The sequence below is a fragment of the Iodidimonas gelatinilytica genome, from assembly GCF_008579125.1.
Classification (GTDB): Bacteria; Pseudomonadota; Alphaproteobacteria; order Sphingomonadales; family Rhodothalassiaceae; genus Iodidimonas; species Iodidimonas muriae.
Genome location: NZ_BKCL01000002.1, coordinates 301,360 through 322,397, shown reverse-complemented (window position 1 = coordinate 322,397; position 21,038 = coordinate 301,360). Strand labels below are relative to the sequence as shown.

The 21,038-nt window shown below is 55.8% G+C and carries 12 protein-coding genes and 2 pseudogenes; 10 read left to right on the top strand and 4 right to left on the bottom strand.

What is annotated here, in order from left to right; translation table 11 throughout:
- The first annotated feature begins 53 nt into the window (after window positions 1–53).
- The 5 genes from JCM17844_RS04525 (at window position 54) to JCM17844_RS04510 (ending at window position 6,138) form a co-directional block, all read left to right on the top strand.
- Window positions 54–953, top strand: coding sequence for an N-formylglutamate amidohydrolase (locus JCM17844_RS04525; protein ID WP_149999858.1), 900 nt, complete (start codon window positions 54–56; stop codon window positions 951–953).
- A 141-nt stretch (window positions 954–1,094) separates the two neighbouring features.
- Window positions 1,095–3,053: an acetate--CoA ligase gene (gene acs, locus JCM17844_RS04520; protein WP_149999857.1), complete on the top strand. Its 1,959-nt coding sequence runs from the start codon at window positions 1,095–1,097 to the stop codon at window positions 3,051–3,053.
- Between the two features lie 304 nt (window positions 3,054–3,357).
- Window positions 3,358–4,665, top strand: coding sequence for an ABC transporter permease (locus tag JCM17844_RS04515; protein WP_210431358.1), 1,308 nt, complete (start codon window positions 3,358–3,360; stop codon window positions 4,663–4,665).
- Complete coding sequence (locus tag JCM17844_RS14400) at window positions 4,554–4,997, top strand: ABC transporter permease (RefSeq protein WP_210431357.1); 444 nt, start codon at window positions 4,554–4,556, stop codon at window positions 4,995–4,997. The genes JCM17844_RS04515 and JCM17844_RS14400 overlap by 112 nt, the downstream gene beginning before the upstream one ends.
- A gap of 97 nt (window positions 4,998–5,094) precedes the next feature.
- The gene (locus tag JCM17844_RS04510) at window positions 5,095–6,138 is read left to right on the top strand and encodes a Fe(3+) ABC transporter substrate-binding protein (RefSeq protein WP_149999856.1); all 1,044 of its coding nucleotides are present in this window, start codon (window positions 5,095–5,097) and stop codon (window positions 6,136–6,138) included.
- Between the two features lie 64 nt (window positions 6,139–6,202).
- Here JCM17844_RS04510 and JCM17844_RS04505 read toward each other — a convergent pair.
- The 3 genes and pseudogenes from JCM17844_RS04505 to JCM17844_RS04495 form a co-directional block, all read right to left on the bottom strand.
- A pseudogene (locus tag JCM17844_RS04505) lies at window positions 6,203–7,734 on the bottom strand (FMN-binding glutamate synthase family protein).
- A 390-nt stretch (window positions 7,735–8,124) separates the two neighbouring features.
- Window positions 8,125–9,135: pseudogene (gene nadA / locus JCM17844_RS04500) on the bottom strand (quinolinate synthase NadA); the annotation flags it as partial.
- A 165-nt stretch (window positions 9,136–9,300) separates the two neighbouring features.
- Window positions 9,301–10,239: an MBL fold metallo-hydrolase gene (locus tag JCM17844_RS04495; protein WP_149999854.1), complete on the bottom strand. Its 939-nt coding sequence runs from the start codon at window positions 10,237–10,239 to the stop codon at window positions 9,301–9,303.
- Window positions 10,240–10,639: 400 nt separating this feature from the next.
- On the opposite strand from JCM17844_RS04495, the gene JCM17844_RS04490 reads away from it, so the two are divergent.
- Together JCM17844_RS04490 and JCM17844_RS04485 are read left to right on the top strand one after the other, a co-directional pair.
- Window positions 10,640–11,671, top strand: coding sequence for a PAS domain S-box protein (locus JCM17844_RS04490; protein WP_210431354.1), 1,032 nt, complete (start codon window positions 10,640–10,642; stop codon window positions 11,669–11,671).
- The gene (locus JCM17844_RS04485) at window positions 11,653–12,153 is read left to right on the top strand and encodes a sensor histidine kinase (protein ID WP_210431353.1); all 501 of its coding nucleotides are present in this window, start codon (window positions 11,653–11,655) and stop codon (window positions 12,151–12,153) included. Before JCM17844_RS04490 ends, JCM17844_RS04485 begins: the two co-directional genes overlap by 19 nt.
- 9 nt (window positions 12,154–12,162) lie before the next feature.
- Here JCM17844_RS04485 and JCM17844_RS04480 read toward each other — a convergent pair whose 3' ends face one another.
- Entirely contained in the window at window positions 12,163–12,633 is a 471-nt protein-coding gene (locus JCM17844_RS04480) for a PAS domain-containing protein (RefSeq protein ID WP_149999851.1), read from the bottom strand.
- Between the two features lie 144 nt (window positions 12,634–12,777).
- On the opposite strand from JCM17844_RS04480, the gene mnmC2 reads away from it, so the two are divergent.
- The 3 genes from mnmC2 (at window position 12,778) to JCM17844_RS04465 (ending at window position 20,987) form a co-directional block, all read left to right on the top strand.
- On the top strand, window positions 12,778–14,646 hold the full coding sequence (gene mnmC2 / locus JCM17844_RS04475; RefSeq protein WP_149999850.1) for a tRNA (5-methylaminomethyl-2-thiouridine)(34)-methyltransferase MnmC2: 1,869 nt from the start codon (window positions 12,778–12,780) through the stop codon (window positions 14,644–14,646).
- A gap of 96 nt (window positions 14,647–14,742) precedes the next feature.
- A complete protein-coding gene (locus tag JCM17844_RS04470; RefSeq protein ID WP_149999849.1) occupies window positions 14,743–16,581 on the top strand; it encodes an autotransporter assembly complex protein TamA in 1,839 nt (612 codons plus the stop codon).
- On the top strand, window positions 16,578–20,987 hold the full coding sequence (locus JCM17844_RS04465) for a translocation/assembly module TamB domain-containing protein (protein ID WP_149999848.1): 4,410 nt from the start codon (window positions 16,578–16,580) through the stop codon (window positions 20,985–20,987). Before JCM17844_RS04470 ends, JCM17844_RS04465 begins: the two co-directional genes overlap by 4 nt.
- The last annotated feature ends 51 nt before the right edge of the window (window positions 20,988–21,038 follow it).

Below are 21,038 nucleotides of genomic sequence, written 5' to 3'. Positions count from 1 at the left end.
ACTGCAATGGGTGACACTGCATAAAGGCTGTCCCTTTACCCATCTTGAAATCCATGACCCAAACCGAGCGTGACATGTCCGCACCGCCCTATGACCTTTTCCCTGCTTTCGGAGGGGTGGGGCCGTTCCTTTGTTCTTCTCCCCATAGTGGCCGCTATTACCCCGTGACTTTCAAACGGGCTTCGCAATTGGACGGGACCATGCTGCGCCGGTCTGAAGATTGCTATGTGGACGAGCTGTTCGCCCATGCCCCAAGCTATGGCGTTCCCTTGTTAAAGGCGGTTTATCCACGCGCTTATGTGGACCTCAACCGTTTGGAAACCGAGCTGGACCCGCTGCTGATCCGCGATCCTTTGCCCTCTTATGCCACCAGCGAAAGCGAACGGGTGATGGCGGGCCTTGGCACCATTGCGCGGGTGGTTGCGGTGGGGGTTCCCATCTATTCCCATCCCCTTTCACTGGACGAAGTGATGGCCCGCATCGCCCATATTTACCGGCCCTATCATCAAGCCTTGAACCATCTGCTTACAAAAGCGCAAACGCATTTTGGCTGGTGTGCCTTGATTGATTGCCATTCCATGCCCTCGCATATTGTGCGGCCCACGGTGGATATGCCCGACAAAAACTGGGATGCGGATATTGTGTTGGGCGACCGCTTTGGCACAAGCTGCGATCCGCGTCTGACCGATCAGGCCGAAGAGCTTTTAACCGGGCTTGGCTATAAGGTGGTGCGCAATAGCCCTTATGCCGGGGGGCATTGCACACGCCATTATGGCGCGCCTGCAAACGGCCGGCACGCCCTTCAGATCGAGATCAACCGGGCCCTTTATATGAATGAACAGAGCCTGGAAAAAACGGCCGGATTTTCCACTTTGCGCAAGGATATGGGGCACTTGATCAAAGGTCTGTCGCAGCTTGATCTTTCAACGGACCAGCAACTTGCAGCGGAATAAGGAAGGGCGCGGCATTGGTAAAAGATAACTTAATCTTTTCAGAAAAAGACAGTGATCCCGCGCCATGAGCGCGTTACAGTCCTTTTAGGCTAAAGACCAAAATCACGATGTTACAGAATGGCTTTGGGTAGGAGAGCAACAATGAACGATCAGCAACAGGCCGCGGCGGAACAGATGATTTTTCCCGTTCCCGAAGACTTCGCCAAAGCCGCAAAGTGCGACAAGGCGCGTTATGAGGAAATGTATCGGCGCTCCGTATCAGATCCGGACGGATTTTGGGGCGAGCATGGCAAGCGTCTCGATTGGTTCAGCCCTTATAAAACTGTCAAGAACACCAGCTTTGAAAATGATGTCTCTATCAAATGGTTCGAAGATGGCACGCTCAATGCCAGCTATAACTGCATCGATCGGCATCTGCCGGAAAAGGCCAATGATGTTGCGCTGATCTGGGAAGGCGATAATCCCGCCTATCATTATTCCATCACCTATCAGCAGCTTTATATCCATGTGTGCCGCTTCGCCAATGTGCTCAAGAAAATGGGCGTCAAGAAAGGCGATCGGGTGACGCTCTATATGCCGATGATCGTTGAAACGGCTTATGCCATGTTGGCCTGCACCCGCATCGGGGCGGTTCATTCCATCGTCTTTGGCGGCTTTTCCGCCGAAGCGCTGGCGGGCCGCATCAATGATTGCAAAAGCGAATGGGCCATCACCTGCGATGAAGGGGTGCGGGCCGGAAAACCCGTGCCTTTGAAAGCCAATCTGGATAAAGCCGCCGAACATTGCCCCGGCCTTAAAGGGGTTTTGGTGGTGCGCCATACCGGCGGCGCTGTGGGCTGGGTGGAAGGCCGCGACATCTGGTATCACGATGCCGCACTGGACGTGAGCAGCGCGTGCGAACCAGAGGTGATGAACGCGGAAGATCCTTTGTTCATTCTTTATACGTCTGGTTCCACCGGCCAGCCCAAAGGCGTGTTGCACACCACCGGCGGCTATCTGGTCTGGGCCTCCATGACTCATGAATATGTGTTCGATTACCGCCCCGGCGAGGTTTATTGGTGTGCCGCCGATGTGGGCTGGGTCACCGGCCACAGCTATATCATCTATGGCCCGCTGGCCAATGGTGCCACCAGCCTGATGTTCGAAGGCGTGCCAACCTATCCCGATGTGGACCGTTTCTGGCGGGTCATCGCCAAGCATAAGGTGAATACCTTCTACACCGCGCCCACTGCACTACGCGCTTTGATGCGTGAAGGAGACGAGCCGGTAGAGCGCCATGATCTTTCCAGCTTGCGGATCTTGGGGTCTGTGGGGGAACCGATCAATCCCGAAGCCTGGCTATGGTATCACCGGGTTGTGGGCAAGGAACGCTGCCCCATTGTGGACACCTGGTGGCAAACCGAAACCGGCGGCATGATGATCACGCCTCTGCCCGGAGCCATGGATTTGAAGCCCGGTTCCGCCACAAAACCTTTTTTCGGCGTGCAAACGGCCCTTGTTTCCAATGAAGGCGACATCATCGAAGGCGCGGGCGAAGGCAATCTGGTCATCACCGATAGCTGGCCCGGTCAGGCACGCACGGTATATGGCGACCATGACCGCTTTATCCAGACCTATTTCAGCACCTATAAAGGCCTTTATTTCACCGGTGATGGCTGCCGGCGCGATGAAGACGGCTATTACTGGATCACTGGCCGGGTGGATGATGTGATCAACGTATCTGGCCACCGCATGGGAACAGCCGAAGTGGAAAGCGCCCTTGTGGCCCATCAGCTTGTGGCGGAAGCAGCCGTTGTGGGCTTTCCCCATGATGTGAAGGGACAAGGCATTTACTGCTATGTGACCTTGAATGCCGGATTGGAGCCAACGGACAATCTGGCCAAGGAACTGCGCCTGTGGGTCCGCACTGAAATCGGCCCCATCGCCACCCCCGATCATATTCATTTCACCCCGGCATTGCCCAAAACCCGGTCGGGCAAGATCATGCGCCGTATCCTGCGTAAAATCGCCGAAAATGAATTCGGAAATCTGGGCGACACGTCCACCCTTGCCGACCCAAGCGTTGTGGACAGCCTGATCGAAGGACGAAAAGTCCGCTAAATCCGGAAAACAACGGAAGCTGCAGGCAAAGATGCCAGCTTGCAGCTTCCATCCCGCCAACTGCCAAGCTTGTTTCCAAAGACAACCGCCCATACCGTCCATGCCCGCCATGCCTGCGCAGTCGCAAGCGCGTCGCATTTTCTTCTTGGGCCAAGCCTTATGATCCGCTATGTGCAAGGCTGGAATAAAAGAGGTCATTGCACGCCGTCTGGATAAGGTATCGGAATAAAGTGTCTGGCATGTCTCGTACTTTCAGCTTGATGGCCTGCTGTTTTTCGGCGTGCTTTTGCTCATCGGGCTGCCGGTGACAACGGTTGTCGCGCATCTGTTCATGGCGGGTGGCGATAGCTGGGCCCATTTGATGGCCACCGTTCTGCCGCGCTATATCGCCAATTCCTTATGGTTGGTGATGGGGGTGGGCCTTGGCACCTTTTTGGTTGGCACCGGCTCGGCATGGCTTGTCACCCTTTTTGATTTCCCCGGCAGGCGGCAATTTGAATGGGCGATGATCCTGCCACTTTCCGTGCCTGCCTATGTGCTGGCTTATGCCTATACGGATTTTTTACAAGTCGCAGGACCGGTGCAAAGCCTGTTACGCGATCTGACCGGCTGGGGCCCACGGGACTATTGGTTTCCTGAAATCCGCTCCCTTGGCGGGGCGATCTGGCTGTTCGTTTTAGCGCTTTATCCTTATGTCTATCTGGCGGGCCGGTCGGCCTTCTTGCAGCAATCGGAATGTGTGGTCGAGGCCAGCCGCACCCTTGGCTGCACCTCATGGACGGCATTCATCCGCGTTGCCCTGCCTCTCGCCCGTCCGGCGCTGGCGGCAGGCGTGGCGCTGGCATGCATGGAAACCCTCGCCGATTTCGGGGCGGTGTCCTATTTCGGCGTGCAAACCTTCACCACCGGCATTTACCGCACATGGTTTTCCTTTGGTGACCGGGTGGCGGCGGCGCAATTGGCCAGCTTATTGCTGGGCTTTGTGGCATTGCTGCTTTTGGCCGAACGCATCAGCCGCAAAGGCGCACGCTATCACGAAACATCGCGCCGGATACGGCCCTTGGGGATACAGAAGCTTTTTGGCTGGCGCGCCGCATTGGCCGCCTTTCTCTGTTTTTTACCGCTCTTGTTCGGGTTTGTGCTGCCCGGTGCCATTCTTGTAACGCTGGCGCTTGATGTGGGGGATGCCCAGCTTGGCGGGCGCTATCTGGGCCTGATCCGCAACAGCGTCAGCCTGGCGGCTCTTACAGCCGCCTTGGCGGTGGTTTTGGCTCTGGCCATTTCTTATATGATGCGCACAAACCGTTCGGCTGTGGCCCGCTCCACCGCATGGATTGCCGGATTGGGTTATGCCATTCCCGGATCGATCATCGCCGTGGGCGTGCTGATCCCCCTTGCCTGGTTCGACAATCGGCTGGATGCTTCATGCGCAGCCAATTCGATCTTTCCACCGGCTTGTTGCTCACCGGCTCCATCACAGCACTGGTCTTTGCCTATCTGGTGCGCTTTTTGGCGCTGGCCCAGCAAACCACCCGCGCCGGACTGGAAAAAATCACGCCTTCCATGGATGCGGCAGCGGCCACTTTGGGCGCAGGGCGCTTTCAGGCTTTAAGAAAAGTGCATGCGCCCTTGCTGAAGGGACCATTGCTCACCGCCTTTTTGCTGGTCTTTGTGGAGGTAATGAAAGAATTGCCCGCCACCATGATCATGCGGCCCTTCAATTTCGATACTTTGGCGGTGCAAGCCCATAATCTGGCCGCCGATGAACGCTTGGCGGAAGCTGCCACACCGGCCTTGACCATCGTGATTGTCGGCCTGATCCCCGTGGTGATCCTGACCCGCCTGATTGGCCAGTCCCGGCCCGGCCAGCCCACGGGATCAACCTTACGCACTGCTTTTTCTTCTTTTTGGCCGCGCGTAAAAGCCGCAGGAACAGGAAAGTAAAGGGCTTGAATTCCGCTGAACCCTTGCGATATAAAAGCAACTGATAATCGTTCTCAATTCATCCTCCTTGCTTTCCCACGCCTTTCCGGAGTTGGTTATGTCGCCTTTCAGTCCTTTTAAAATTGGCAGTGCAGCCCTTTTGGCCCTTGGCACGCTTTTGCCCCTGTCTTTTGCGCAGTCCGTAAAGGCGCAAGAAGTAAACATCTATTCCTCGCGGCATTATCAAACCGATGAGCGGCTCTATTCCGATTTTGAAAAAGCCACCGGCATCCATGTCAACCGGCTGGAAGGCGGCGGCGATGCCCTGATCGAGCGCATCTCCCAAGAAGGGCGAAACAGTCCTGCGGATATTTTGCTCACCGTGGATGCAGGCATGTTGTGGCGGGCCGAAGATGCGGGCCTGTTCCAATCCACCCGATCCGATGTGCTTGAAGACCGTATCCCTGCACATCTCCGCCACCCCAAGGGTGACTGGTTCGGTTTCTCCTCGCGGGCGCGGTTGATCTTCGTCAATAAAGATCTGGCCGATCCTGCCAGCATCAGCCGCTATGAAGACCTCGCCGATCCCGAATGGCGAGGGCAAATCTGCATCCGCTCTTCCTCCAATGTCTATAATCTGTCGCTGATGGCATCGCTGATTGCCCATCTGGGCGAAGAAAAAGCGCAGGATTGGGCGACCGGCGTGGTGGAAAACTTCGCACGCAAACCACAAGGTGGCGATACGGACCAATTGCGGGCTGCAGCCACCGGAGAATGTGCCATTGCCGTTGCCAACAGCTATTATTTTGTCCGCCTGATGCAATCCGACGATCCGGCGGATCAAGAGGTCGTCTCGAAACTTGCGGTGATCTTCCCCAATCAGGATGATCGCGGAACCCATGTGAATATCTCCGGAGCCGGGATCGTCAAAAATGCCCCGAACAAGGCGGAAGCCCGCGCATTTCTGGAATATCTGTCCTCCGATAGCGCCCAGCGTTATTTCGCTGCCGGCAACAACGAATATCCGGTGGTCGATATCAAAGCAGACAATGCGTCCCTTCAAGCCTTGGGAACGTTCAAGGCCGATGACATCAATGTCTCGGTTTTGGGAAAAAATCAGCCCAAGGCACAGCAACTGTTCGATCGGGCCGGTTGGCGATAAGCCACTCTAATTTGGCGACAAGCCTTATAAAAAGGGGAGCCAGTGCCCCCCTTTTTTGATCCCTTCAGGCCATGGCCGCGTCTTTGCGAGCGGAAGACAATAACGACCCTGCCGGGACATCAGGATAAAGCGCATCCATCGGTTTGGACCGCCCATTCTCTCCCATGATCCGCGCATGCATCCGCCGCAGCCGCCTCGGCTCTGCCACGCCGCAGCTATGGGCGATGGTTTCCACCTCTTTTTGCATATGATGAATATAATTGGCGACGCGCTGGGCTTTGTCTTCCACATTCAGCCCCCGTTGCAGCCGCGGATCATGAGTGGCAATGCCGGTGGGGCATGTGTTTTTATTGCACTGCATGGCCTGAATACAGCCCAGCGAAAACATGAAGCCCCGTGCAGAATTCACGAAATCCGCGCCCATGCACAAGGCCCAGGCCACATCGGCCGGATTGATCAGCTTGCCTGATGCAGCCACACGAATGCGTTGTTTCAGGCCATAGCCATTGATCATATCCACCACCATCGGCAGGCTTTCAGCGATGGGAAGCCCCACATTATCCATCAAGCTCATAGGGGCAGCGCCGGTCCCCCCTTCGCTTGAATCGATGGTGATAAAATCCGGAGCGCTTTCAATACCGCGACGGTGGATGGTTTCAAACAGCGTTTCAAACCAGCCATAGGCTCCCACCACGCATTTGAAGCCGACAGGTTTGCCGCTCAGGTCCCGCAAACGGTTGATCATATCCAGCAATTGTTCGGGATTGTCGATCTCCGGATGGCGATTGGGACTGATGGAATCCTGCCCTTTGGCGATACCGCGAATCCGGGCGATTTCCTCTGTCACCTTGGCACCGGGCAAAATGCCGCCCTTGCCGGGCTTTGCCCCTTGGGACAATTTCAACTCGATCATCTTGACCTGAGAATGTTTTGCAATGCTGCGCAGCCTGTCTTCGCACAGATCGCCCGCTTCATTGCGCACGCCATATTTTGCCGTCCCGATCTGGAAAACGATATCGGCCCCCCCTTCTTCATGATGGGGGGATAACGCGCCTTCGCCTGTATTGAGCCACGCCCCTTCCATGGCACAGCCGCGCGACAAGGCCCGCACCGCAGGCTTGGAAATGGCCCCATAGCTCATGGCCGAAACATTGAACAGCTGCGGGTCGTGTAAGGCTGCTCACACATATCCTTGCCAATGGTTACACTGGACGTTTCCAGCGCATCGCTTTCCAATGTGGGAAAGGCGCAATTGACAAACAGCACCGATCCGGCGGCATGCAGATCGCGGGTTGATCCAAAGGCACTGGTGGTATCCACATTTTTGGATGCCTGATAAACATAGGTGCGTTGTGCGCGGTTGAAGGGCATTTCCTCGCGATCCATGGCGAAGAAATACTGGCGCAAAAATGTCCCCATATGTTCAAGCAGATAGCGCATACGCCCGATGACGGGATAATTGCGCCGGATGGCATGATGGGTTTGGGTGCGGTCAGCAATATATAAAACGATGATCGCCAGAACGCCGACACCAATGGAGAAGATGAACAGGACTGCCAGAAAAAAGAGGACATCGAACACGAAGCCGGATGGCATAAACGTCTCCTCGCATAAAAATAACCAAAATTCTGGCCATAGCTTATGCGAAGTTCAGCGCCGCGCCCACGCACAATCGATCACCAGCCCTGCCCCACAGGTCAAAGGCTGGTGATCGTGCATTATGAGGCTGTTTAAAACGCCGCCTCAATGCTGCCAGATATCACGCACCACTTTGAGAAAATAGCGCAGAAAATACCATGCGCCCGCCGCGTTCATGGCAATGGCCCCCACCAAAAGAACACGGATAAACACCCCGTCATGGGCCAGCCAACCACTGCTGGCCACAAGCAGCATCAAAACGCCGGCACAGAGAAACAAAGCCGCACGCATCATCAGCCGCATCACGGCCGGTTCAAGCGCTTTCACCCTAAATCGCTCGGCGCCGATGCTTGAAACATCGGTCATAGGAGCGGATTTAGGGCTCATTTCCAGCATTTTTTGCAAAGGCCGCAAAGCGCGTTTGCGCACATCTTCATCCAGATGGATCTGTGGCTCCAGATCGCGCAGGGCCACATACAGCTTTTCCATGGAGTTCATCCCCATGAACGGACACATATTGCAATTGCAATTGCCATCCGCCCCCGGTGCCCCAATAAATGTCTTGTCCGGCTGGGCTTTTTGCATCTGATGGATGATATGCGGCTCCGTGGCCACAATGATGGTTTGCGCCGGGCTATCACTGGCAAATGTCAGGATCGAGCTGGTGGACCCCACATGATCGGCCAATTCCAGAATATGCGCCGGGCATTCGGGATGGGCGGCAACCGGAGCATCGGGATGGGCAGCCTGCAGCTTGATCAATTCCCGCTCGCTAAAGCGTTCATGGACAATGCAGCTTCCCGGCCAAAGCAGCATATCACGCCCGGATTTGCGGGCCAGATAGGCTCCCAAATGCCGATCCGGCGCAAACAGGATTTTCTGGTCCAATGGGATCTGGTTGATGATCGCTTCCGCATTGGACGAGGTGACGATGATATCGGTTTCCGCCTTCACCGCCGCCGAACAATTGATATAGGTAAGCGCCAGATGGTCGGGATGGGCGCGGCGAAAAGCGGCAAATTCCTGCGGTGGACAACTGTCTTCAAGGCTGCATCCCGCGCGCATATCGGGCAGAACCACGGTTTTTTCCGGCGACAGGATTTTGGCCACTTCCGCCATGAACCGAACGCCGCAAAACGCGATCACATCGGCATCGGTGGCCGCAGCTTTGCGCGAAAGATCAAGGCTGTCACCGACAAAATCGGCAATATCCTGAATATGGGGATCCTGATAATAATGCGCCAAAATCACCGCATTACGCTCATGGCGCAAGCGATGGATTTCCGCCTCGATATCAATTGACGGATCGATCTTTGGAGCCGGGGATGGCTCAAATGGATCGAGGGCAATATCGTCCATAACCAATGCTTCCATTCTGTTCCAAGCAGTCCAGCCACTGCCATGCAAAGGCCCATTCGGCACTCTGGCACAGCCTGTCCTCTATATAACCTGTCTCCTATATAAGAGGTGATCTGGAAAATTGCAGATTTTTCTTAATAGGCCTTCATCAGGCTATGAAGGGCATTATGAATGTGCCGCCGGGGATGTGATGAAAAACCGCCCCTCTGCGTTGAACGCCCCCTCGACCCCGACCATATCCCGATCGGCCAAATCCACCAGATGGGCCAAAACAGACCGGGCCGCAGCCGGTATAAGGCCGGGATGCAGATCCGTATAAAGCCGCGCCACAATACCGGGCACATCACATATCCCCGCTTCAAGGCATGCCAAAACCGCCTGTTCGCGGCCTTTGCGATGGGCAATCAAGGCCGCCACATGCTCGGCAGGTTTGGGGATCGGCGGACCATGCGTGGGCCAAAAGACCGCATCATCACGCGCACCAACCCGCCTGAGAGAGGCCATATACTGCCCCATATCGCCATCAGGGGGCGAAATAACGCTGGTGGACCACCCCATCACATGATCGCCGCTAAACAAGGCCCGTTCCGCGGCAAATGCGAAACACAGATGGTTCGAAGTGTGGCCCGGTGTCCAGATAGCCTCAAGGCTCCAGCCCGGCCCGCGCACATGGTCGCCATCGCGCAAAAGTTCATCGGGGCGAAAGGCCATATCCGCCCCCTCCTCCACCTGTCCCGTCGCCAAATCCGAGGGCAAATCGGCCCGCGCACCGGCCCCATGCTGCCCATAAGCCAGCACTGGCGCCCCTGTCTCAGCCTGAAGAAGAGACGCCCCGGGGCTGTGATCGCGGTGCGTGTGGGTTATCACAATATGTGACACCCGCTCCGATCCCAGCCCATCCAAAATCTTTTCCACATGGGTGGGATCCGCAGGCCCCGGATCGATCACCGCCACCGTACCCCGACCAATGACATATGTTCCGGTTCCGGTATAGGTAAACGGCCCGCTATTGGGCGCAACGATCCGCCGGATCAAGGGGCTGACCCTGACCAACACACCAATACGCGGATCAATTTTCTCAAGCGGTTTCATCTGTGGCGACATAGTCGAGCCTTGCCATGACACAACCACAGGCGCAAGCCTTCATCTGATTGAAAAAGATCAACATGCACCCTTCTTTTTTACTGTTATTTATGTCTTAATATGTTTGGCTTGGTCCCTAGACTATCCTTTGGATCCGGCTCAGAGAAAAGCAAAATGGAACAAGGCTTTTCCCTTAAAAGGCAGCACAAAAAGGCAATAAAATCCTTTAGCGGCCGTCCGTTATCGTATGAAACTGAAATCAGAGAGCTGACCGGGATCTCATTCACGTGACATCCAGATGTACACGTATCCGGAAATGCTTCAGGGGTCATTATGATGCGTATTTTTGATACAGCAAAAATAGTTTATGATAGCGAGTAATGTGGTGATAAAGCTCAATTATAAAAATGACATAACAACAATGGACACCGCAGCAACGCTCAATGCGGAATCGCTCCCGCCCGGGGTTGTCGCCCAAATCCTTGATATGGCTACCCAAAGTTTTGTGGTGCACCGTGGCGGTCTGCCTTTATTTGTCAACAATGTCACCGCCGATATGTTGGGCGTTCGTGACAAAAGCCAAAGTTTCAAAAAAACGGTTCTGGAATGGATTCACCCGGACGACCGCGCCAGTGTTTCAAGAAATATCGCCGCGCGGATGGAAGGGCGGAGTGCCCCGCAAGATCAGCAATTTCGCCTTGCCCGAGAAGATGGGGCCGAAATTTGGGTGGATTGCCGCGCCACCGTTGTCGATTGGCCCGGAGGCCCCGCGATTCTGGCAACCCTGATCGACATCACCCAACTCAAGCAAACCGAACGGGCCCATGTCCGCTCCGATGCTCTGTTCAAGCGCGTTTTTCAAGCCACGCCGGATATGATGTCGCTGTCTTATCTGCGCACTGGAGTGTTTTTGGATGTGAACGACAATCTGGCCAATGCCATCGGCATGTCACGACGCAAGATTTTGGGTCAAAGCATCTTCGATCTGGCTATTTGGGGGGACCCAACGGTGGCCATAAAAATCGGCAATGCCATTCGCACCGATGGATCCATTCGGCAAATGGAAGCCAGCGTGCGCCGGGTGGATGGCACCATATTCCCGGTCAAATTCTCTGCCGAATTGCTGAATGTGGATGGAGAAGAGGTGATTTTAATCATCGGACGCGACATCACCGATGAAAAAAAGAGCGAGGAAGAGCTGCGCAACAGCCGCGATATGGCAGAGCTGGCCAATCGAACGAAATCAGAGTTTCTGGCCAATATGAGCCATGAACTGCGCACCCCTTTGAATGCCATACTCGGTTTCTCGGAGATCATAAAAGGAGAGGTTCTGGGGCCTTTAGGAGATGCACGCTATCGGATTATGCCAATGATGTCCATCGTTCCGGCACGCATCTTCTGGATATCATCAACGACATTCTCGACCTCTCCAAGGTGGAAGCGGGCCGGCTAGAGATTTATCCGTCGGAAGTGGATGTGTCGGAGCTTGTGGCGCAATGTATTCGCCTGATACGGGAACTCGCCCACCAGGCCGGCCTGCGCCTCGTTTCCCGGATTGAGCCAGACGAATTCTCTCTGTTTGTGGACCGGCGGCTGTTCAAGCAAATCCTGCTTAATCTGTTATCCAATGCGGTCAAGTTCACGGAACAGGGCGGGCATATCGCCATCAATGCCCTTGCCCTGCCCGATGGCGGTTGCAAACTGATTGTCACGGATACCGGTGTGGGCATGTCCAAAGAAGAAATCGAACGCGCCATGACTCCCTTTGGGCAAGTAGACGGGGTGATGACCCGCCGTCATCAGGGCACCGGGCTTGGGCTGCCTTTGATCGCTGCCTTCGTTGATGTGCATGAAGGAACGCTGCATATCGACAGTGAAAAAAATGTCGGAACCACCGTCACCATTGTCCTGCCCGATCAGATGAGCAAAGACTGAGTCCTGTTTCTATTCAAAGGTCAGATGAAACAGGATCATATTCACATCCTTATCATTGGCTGAAAGCGGCAAGGCCAGAACATCATATCTGCGATATGATCGTTGGGACCATTCAAGCTGAACCTTGCGAATGAAGGTCGGGGCTTTATGCGCGATGACCCATTGGCAACGCCGCCCCACATTCTCGCTTCCCGGAATTTGATCCAGATATTTTCCTGTCAGATCCAATCCCGACATTTGGACAATACGCGTTCCATAAAGCCGGACACGCAGGCGGGATTCTGCACCGTCCACATCGAACAGAACCATATCTTCAAGCAATGCACGCATATTGGCGGGATCAAAATCACGCCGCGCAGGCATCAAGCGCTGTCCGCGTTTATCATCCCACAAGATATAAAGGGCACGGGCAGCCTCAAGAGGCACGTCATCAGAAGATAGTACCGGCTGAATATCATTCGCTTTATGATCGAACTCCATCACAGCGTCCTACATAGAATGTGACCCCTCACCCTGTCACAATCGCGCATAAAGAGTAATTATGCAATTATCCTCATTTTTCTTTATAGAAAAAGAGACCATTGTGACTGAAACCATCAGACCCACCGGGAACGCGTTTCATCCATGCCATTGCCAATCGATAATCCTGCACACGCCCTTGCCCTACCCCATCCGCGACTGGATTGGGAAAAGGATACGCCACGATCACTTGATCATGGCGACAAATATTATGATCTGCATGACGGGCTATCGGAAAGCATCGACGTTTTTATAAAACCATGCGAATTCAATACATTATGGCATAATCGCCCGGTTCTCGCCGTAGGGGAAACAGGCTTTGGCACAGGGTTGAATTTTCTTTCACTTTGGCACCATTGGCGTGAACATCAGGCTTCAGCGCGGCTACACTTCCTGAGCGTGGAAAACCGCCCGCTTCAAAAAGCCGATCTGCTGCGGGCCTTGAAGCCTTTTCAATGCCTTGCCCCCTTGGCCCAAGAGCTTGTGGCGCAATGGCCGCCCGCCTATTCCGGCATCCACCGCCTGATATTTGACAAAGGCCATGTGCATCTGACCCTGTGCTTTGGCGATGCCGCCACCATATTGGATCAGGTGGAAGGCCGGATGGACGCCTGGTTTCTCGATGGCTTTGCCCCTTCGCGTAATCTGGATATGTGGTCAGCCCCGCTTTATGCCCAATTGGCCCGCCTCAGCGCCCCCGATGCCCGGCTTGCCACCTTCACCGCCGCAGGGCATGTGCGACGCGGCTTGATGGATGCGGGATTCGACATAGAAAAACGGCCCGGCTTTCAGGGAAAGCGTGAACGGCTGGTGGGGCGCTATAAAGGCAGGTCCGCATCTCCCGACCTTGAGGCGCCATGGTTTGCGCCCCCGGCTCCCTCTTCCGGTCCGGTGGCTGTCATTGGCGACGGCATTGCCGCCCGCATGATGATTGCCGCTTTGCACGATCACGGGCTGGACAGCATCCAGATCGCCTCCCCTCATATGTCCCCTTTGCCCGCCGCTATTTTAGCCCCACGCATCGATCTGGGCCACAATGCCGCGGCCCGTTTTTCCATTCAAAGCCTGCTCAGCGCATGGCGCACTTATGATGCATTGGGTGCGTGGCATGGCCCACGCGGGGTGTTAAGCCTTCTGGAAGGAAAAAAGGCAGAAAACTGGGGCAAAAAGGCGGTCGAAAGCCTGAACTGGCCAGCGGATCTTTTACGCTTATGCACACATGATGAGGCCAGCAAAATCGCCGGTGTGGCCCTGAAGTCGCCAGCCATGCACTGGCCCCATGCAGGCTGCATCATCCCGCAAGCGCTTTATGACCTTTTGCCGCCGCCGCAACAGCACATCCCCCATTCCGCCCATAGCATCCAACAGATCGACCATGATGCGGGATGGCGGATATTGGGGACTGATGGCAAAATTTTATGTGAAACGCCAACGCTGATCCTTGCCGCAGGGACGGGAACGGCGGCACTTTTGGGTGCCAATGCACCGGAAATGGTGCTGCGCCCGGGGCAATTGGGCCTGCACCCGCCGGAGAGCTCTCCCAAAATCGCGCTCAATGCCAAAAGCCATATCACGCCAACCCTGAATCTTCCCACGGGGCCTGCCCGTATTGCAGGGATAGATTTTCCATTTATGGACTTGCCCGCGCCCCGTTCCTTCTGGTCCGGCACAAGGGTAACCAGCCCCGACCATGGGCCATTTGCGGGGCCCGTTTTCGACCGTGGCTGGTTTGAATCCGCTTATGCTGCGGCCAGATTGGACAAACGCCGCCGCGACTTTCCTGAAATGCGCTATCATGCAGGGCTTTATATTTTTTCCGGTTTGGGAGCGCGGGGGTTTCAAACAGCCCCATTGATGGCACAATCCATTGCAGCACAGATTGCAAACACCCTTTCGCCCTTGGAAACGGCGCAAAGGCATGCCTTGCACCCGGCCCGCTTCATGATCCGAAAGATCATCCGCGGCACCCCATAAGTTTATTCGGCAAACCATTGCCGTAAAATTGCCATCACACATCGTCTTGATAGTCCCAAGCGTTCAAAAGCAAAGAAAGTCCGACAGTTCAACCCTATGTATTCTCTGCGCCCTATCGTGCCGCTGCTGTCTTTGATGGTCTGCCTTATGGTGGCGGGCATGGTGACATCTGTGCAGATTTCGGCTCAAACCAATGGGCAGGCCGCGCGAAACCCGAACAATATTCCCTATGATCTGAGCCTTACCGGCATTACGGGCAGTTTAAAAACCCGGCTTGAAGGGCTTTCCATCCTGATAAAAGACAAGAAAAGCCCACCACGTTCTTATGGGGCTTTGCGGGCACGGCTGGAGCAAGATCTCAAAACCTTTGAAAAGGCCCTGCGATCCGAAGGATATTATAATGCCAGCATCAGCCACCAAATCGACAGTTCCCAAAGCCCGGTGGCCATTACCATGCGCATTTTCACCGGCAAGCAATATAAAATCGGCCTGGTGGATCTCGCCTTTCCCGGCGTGCGCCCTGAAGAAAATGTGGTGGAAGCCTTAAAGGCCGCCATGACTTTGGCCCCCGGCGATCCGGCCCGCGCAGAAGATATTGTTCTGGCAGAAACGGCCATTCTTTCCGCCCTGCCGCAGCTTGGCTATCCGCTTGCCCGCACCGCCACCCGTCGTGTGGTGATCGACCATGATACGGATAGCGCCCGCATCACCTATCGTTTCGATACCGGCCCGGCCATGCGCTTTGGCAATGTTCGATTCGATGGCCTTGAAACGATCAAAGAAGGCTATTTACGCCGCCTTGTGCCGTGGGAATCCGGTGCCCCCTACGATCAGGCACAGGTGGAAAGCTTCCGCCGCACGCTGATTTCCAGCCGCTTGTTTGGCAGCGTGCGTATTCAATTTTCTGACCCTTTGGCAGATTTACGCGCCCACACAGAAACCATCGCGCCCGAGATGAAAATCACTGTGATCGAAACCGATCAGCGCACCATTTCTCTGGGGGCGGGCTTTTCCACCAGTGAAGGATTCGGCGGGGATGCCACATGGGAGCATCGAAATTTCTTCGGCGCAAACGAACGGCTGACGCTGACGGCCAAGATTGCCGAAATCGAGCAATCTTTAGTGGCCGACATTCGCAAACCCAATTTTTTACGCCGCGATCAATATCTGACGGGGCGTGTTGGGGCCATTCGGGAAAACACCGATGCCTTTGACAGTCTGGAACTGAATATCCGTGCCGGGCTGGACCGGGCCATAGGTCGTTATTGGCAATTCGGCGTGGCAACGGATCTCAGCTTCACCGATGTGAAAGAAAACGACGAGCGCCGGACCTTCTTGCTGGCCTCCCTTCCCCTAAGCGCCACCTTTGACAACCGCGATTCCGTGCTCGATCCCACCTATGGTCTTTATGCCCGCCTGGCCATTGCCCCGCATCTGGCGGAACAAAGCGGCTTTTTCAGCTTTTATAAAACCGCATTTGATGCCAGCAGCTATCTGGCAATGGACAAAAACAAAGACATCCTTCTGGCGGCCCGTGTGGCTGTGGGGTCGATCATCGGAGCCGAAAACGAACGCCTTCCTGCCAATCGGCGCTTTTTTTCCGGTGGCGGCGGCTCGGTTCGCGGCTTTGGCTTCCAAGATGTCGGCCCCTTGGCCGAGGACGGCCAACCCTTGGGCGGACGGTCCTTGTTCGAAGCCTCGTTTGAAGCCCGTTTTCGCATTGGCGAAGACTTTGGGATTGTGCCGTTCATCGATGTGGGGGAAGTCACCGAAAGCACCACACCGCAATTTGGCGATTTACGCTGGGGCGCCGGTCTGGGCTTTCGATATTATACCTCCTTTGCGCCGATCCGGGTGGACATTGCAACGCCCATCAATCGCCGCCCCGGCGATAACCGTATCCAGTTTTATATCAGCCTGGGACAAAGCTTTTGAACGACGCCGCGCCACATTCTGACAGCCCCAAAAAGCCATGGCAGCGCCGCTGGCGCATCGCCCTTGTCGGCGTTTTGGCGCTGGCGGGCGTGTTGATCGGGCTGATGGTGGCGGCGGTCCTATGGCTGGATAGCAAGGCCGGAAAATTTTGGTTATGCGCCACCTTGAACGACATATTGGCGGAAAGCGGCGTGGAAATCGGCACCCTTCGCGGGCAGCTTTTTTCCGATTTTCGCATCGATAGCATCACCCTGTCCGATACGGATGGGGCTTATCTGGTGGCCAATGATGTTCGCCTGGAATGGCGCGCAAAAGCCTTGTGGGACAGGCATGTGGATATTGGCACCCTTGCCATCCACGACATTCGAATGACGCGCTTGCCCCAATCATCCCCCGAAGCACAAACGTCCGGCGCACCGGTGCGCCTGCCGCGCTTGCCCGAACTGCCGGTCAGCATCTCCGTGGCCCAATTCAGCATCGGCCAGATTTTGCTGGATGCCCCCATATTGGGCCAAGCCGCAGCACTTGAGGCTTCAGGGCAGGATTTGGCATTGAGCGACAAGCGCCTGAACGGCCAGCTTTCCACATTCGGCAGCAAACAGGCAACAGATGCGCCCGACAGCATCACCGCCGATCTCTCCTATGATGAAACTTTACAACGCCTTGATGTGACGCTGGATATGGTGGGGCCACCGGATGGGATCATCGCCCATGCCTTGAACATTGCCCCGCAAGAACCGGCCCGCCTGCATATTGATGGCGGCGGCACCTTCAGCGACTGGGTGGGCAGTCTGGACGCCCAATATGGTAAACGCGCCCGTTATGATGCGGGTATTCTGGTTGAAAACGGGCGGTTGTCCATCGAAGGTGATGCCGCACAATCGGGGCTGGTGGACGCCCCCTATGCGGATTGGCTCAGCCCCACCATCAGCCTTTCGGTTGTTGCCGATCTTGATGACACCGACATCATTCCCGTCACCGCGGCTTTGGGCTTTGCCAAAGGGAATATTCTGGTGGATGGCAAAATCCACACCGAAAACAGCCAAACGCTTGACCTTCAATACCATCTCACGCTCGATCAGAATGCCGGGGCGAAGCTACTGGATCTGCCCATGCGCCATGACGGGGCAATCCTGGATGGCACGCTTTCAGGCACTTTCGAAGCTCCCTTATGGACGGCCCGATTGGTGATCGATGCCCCCCAATGGGACAATGCGGCAAAAGCCACACAGGCCCGATTGCAGCTTTCCGGCGGTTTTGAAAAGTCCGCAATCCCGATCGAATCTTCAGGAAAAATTAGCGGTCTTTCCTTTCCGGATCAGCCCGATCTGGCGGAATTTGACACGGATTTGGCTGTGAACGGGCGCTATGATCTGGAAGCGGCCAGCGCCCATATCGCGCACGCCCGGATAGACGCTCCGGGGCTGAGCATCACCGGCACGGGGGACTATGCTTTAACCGCACAAACATTGGCGCTGGATCTGACGGCCCAAATAACGGCCCTGTCGCGTCTGCCTTTGCCCACCGCCTTGCCGCTTGATGGACAGATCGAGGCCCGGATCGGCCTTGCCCGTGCCAATGACGCCGATCCCATCACCGTTCAGCTGACCATGAACGGGGAAGCTATAAGCGCAAAGCAAGAAAGCCTTGGCCTGTTGCTGGGAGAAACCCCGCACTTTGAATCGCATATCCAGTTCAGCCCCGGCAGCACGGTGCGCATCCTGTCGGCACAGATCTCAGGGGCGGGGCTTGATGTTTTTGCGCAAGGGCTGGCGGATATCACGGCGCAGGATCTGGATATCACTTACCGCCTTGGGTTCACCGATCTATCGCTTCTGGGTCTATCCGGCCCCACCGATATAGATGGCGGACTGGTTCTGGAAGGCGCTCTCTCCGGCTCCTTTGATCAACCCGTACTGGCTGCAACAGCCGATCTGGCGCAGCTTGATGTGCAAGGCTATCGATTGCTCAACCTGCATCTGGATGCCTTGGCAACGGATCTGGTAAGCCAGCCGCATATGGAGCTTCGGCTGGGTGCCGATAGCAGCCTTGGCCCCTTACGCATCGAAGGGCGGGCGGCAATGGCAGAGAATGGCGTCATTGATATGCCATTGGTCTTTCTGGCCCTTGGGGGGGCGGAAATCGAAGGAGCCCTTGCTTATGGGACCGACGGGCTTGTGCGCGGCACCTTGGCCGGCGCCTCCGGCGATCTCTCAAAACTGCCGCAAAGCCAACGCTATGGCCTGCAAGGGGATATGAACTTCACCGCCGCCTTTTCAGCACAGAACGGCGAACAAGCCCTTCGTCTTGAAGGGGCAGGCGAAAATCTGACCATCCCCTCTGCCAGCACAGAATTGATGGAAATCGAAGCCATCAATCTTGATGCCACACTGCGCTTGACCGATGCCTTGCCCTATATCGATGCCCAATTTTCGATCACAGATTTTGCTATGGGCTTCACCCGCCTTGCCAACGCAGGCATCACCGCCCAAGGGGATAGCAAACGCCTGCATATCAGTGGCGAGGCCGATGGGGATTGGCGCGGCCCTTTAAGCCTGAAGGGCGCGGTGGATTGGGGCAAAGATGCGGATAGCCAAACCATCAGCCTTGATCTGGATGGCACTTTATTCGGGGAAGATATCAAAACCCCTGCCCCCATCGTGGCGCAACAGACCGGCGATCTGTGGCAGATCGCGCCTTTCCGGATGCAGATATCTCAAGGCCAGATTTCCGGCACCGCACGCTATGGCCCAGAGCGTATCCACGGGAGTCTCGATCTCCTGTCGGTGCCATTGGAACTGGTGAATGTGGCGGCCCCGCGCCTGCTTCCCACCGGCACAATCAACGCGCGTTTATCTGTTGAGCAAACCGACGGCCCGGCCACCGCCGAGATGCACTTGGCGCTTTTGGATGTGACCCCGGCCATAACGGGATTTGCCACAACCCCGCCTTTTTCCGCCACCATCGACGGGCAATTGACCGATGGTCTGTTCAGCATCAAAGGCGAGGCCAGCGCCCAAGAAGCCATGCGTGCCGATCTGAGCCTCCGCATGCCTTTGGCACTTGATCTAAGGGCGGGCAACTATGCCCCGAAGGCCGATGCCCCCCTTGAAGGGCAGCTTTCCTGGGATGGAGCATTGGCCTCCCTGTTCATGCTGGTCACCTTGCCCGAACATGAGGCCAGTGGCACCTTGCATGCGGATCTGCAAATCGGCGGCTTATTGAATAATCCCGATATCAGCGGCGATATCCGCTTGAACGACACCCGATATGAGCATCTTGGCAGCGGTTTTCTGGCCACCGACATCACCCTTGCCGCCGATCTTTCGGACCGCAGGCTCAGCATCACCCGCTTTGACGCCCAAGATGGCAATGGCGGCACCTTGAAAGGCTCTGGCTGGGCAGAAATTGATGAAACCGGGGATTTCCTGACCGATATAAATTTGCTGCTGAATGATGTAACCGTGATCCGGCGCGTTGATGTGAAAGCGGTAACATCAGCAGATCTGCGGTTTCAAAAAACGCCCGAAACAATGACAGCATCAGGGACCATTGAGCCCAGCCGGGCCGATGTAGATATCAGCAAATCATTGCCCAATGATGTAACCAGCATCGAGGTAACGGAAATCCGCACCAGCGAAGGTGGCGGCCCAAACACTCCCGATGGACAAGAAGCCGCTTTTGAACCCGCCATGCCGGTAGCGCTGGATTTCCAGATTGATGCGCCGCGCCGTATTTTCGTGCGTGGGCGCGGGCTGGATTCCGAATGGGAAGTGCATCTGAAAATTCTTGGCGATGCCGAAACGCCGCTCATTGAAGGCACGGCCTCGCTGCTAAAAGGCGCCTTCGATTTTGCCGGACGACGCTTCACTCTGGATGGCGGGCAACTCATTTTCACCGGAGCGGCCACAATCGACCCCATTCTGGATATCCGGGCGCGGGAAACCGTCGATGGCCTTGATGTGGTTTTAAGCCTTAGCGGTCCTGTTTCTTCCCCGTCTCTCAGCCTGCAATCCACCCCGTCCTTACCCGAAGATGAAATCCTGTCGCGGCTATTATTTGGAGAATCAGTGGCGGATCTGACGCCTTTGGAAGCGGTGCAGCTTGCCTCGGCCCTTGCCAGCCTGTCCGGCGGGGGTGGTCTGGATGTGGTGGGGGCCGCACGGGCCGGTTTGGGGCTGGATCGGCTGAATATCGAAATGGGCGATGAAAACTCCAATGGTCCACGCATTACGGGGGGGAAATATCTCACCGACAATGTCTATTTCGAAGTGGCAACAGAAACCGGAACCGGGATCACCACCGGCACATTGGAATGGGCGCTCACCCGCAATCTCAGCCTAAGAAGCCAAATGAGCTCCAGCCAGGAAAATGCCGTCTCCATCCGATGGTCATGGAACTATTGAGCGGGAAAATCCGTGCAAAATCACCATTGCGCCATGGAGTGAACTGGGTCA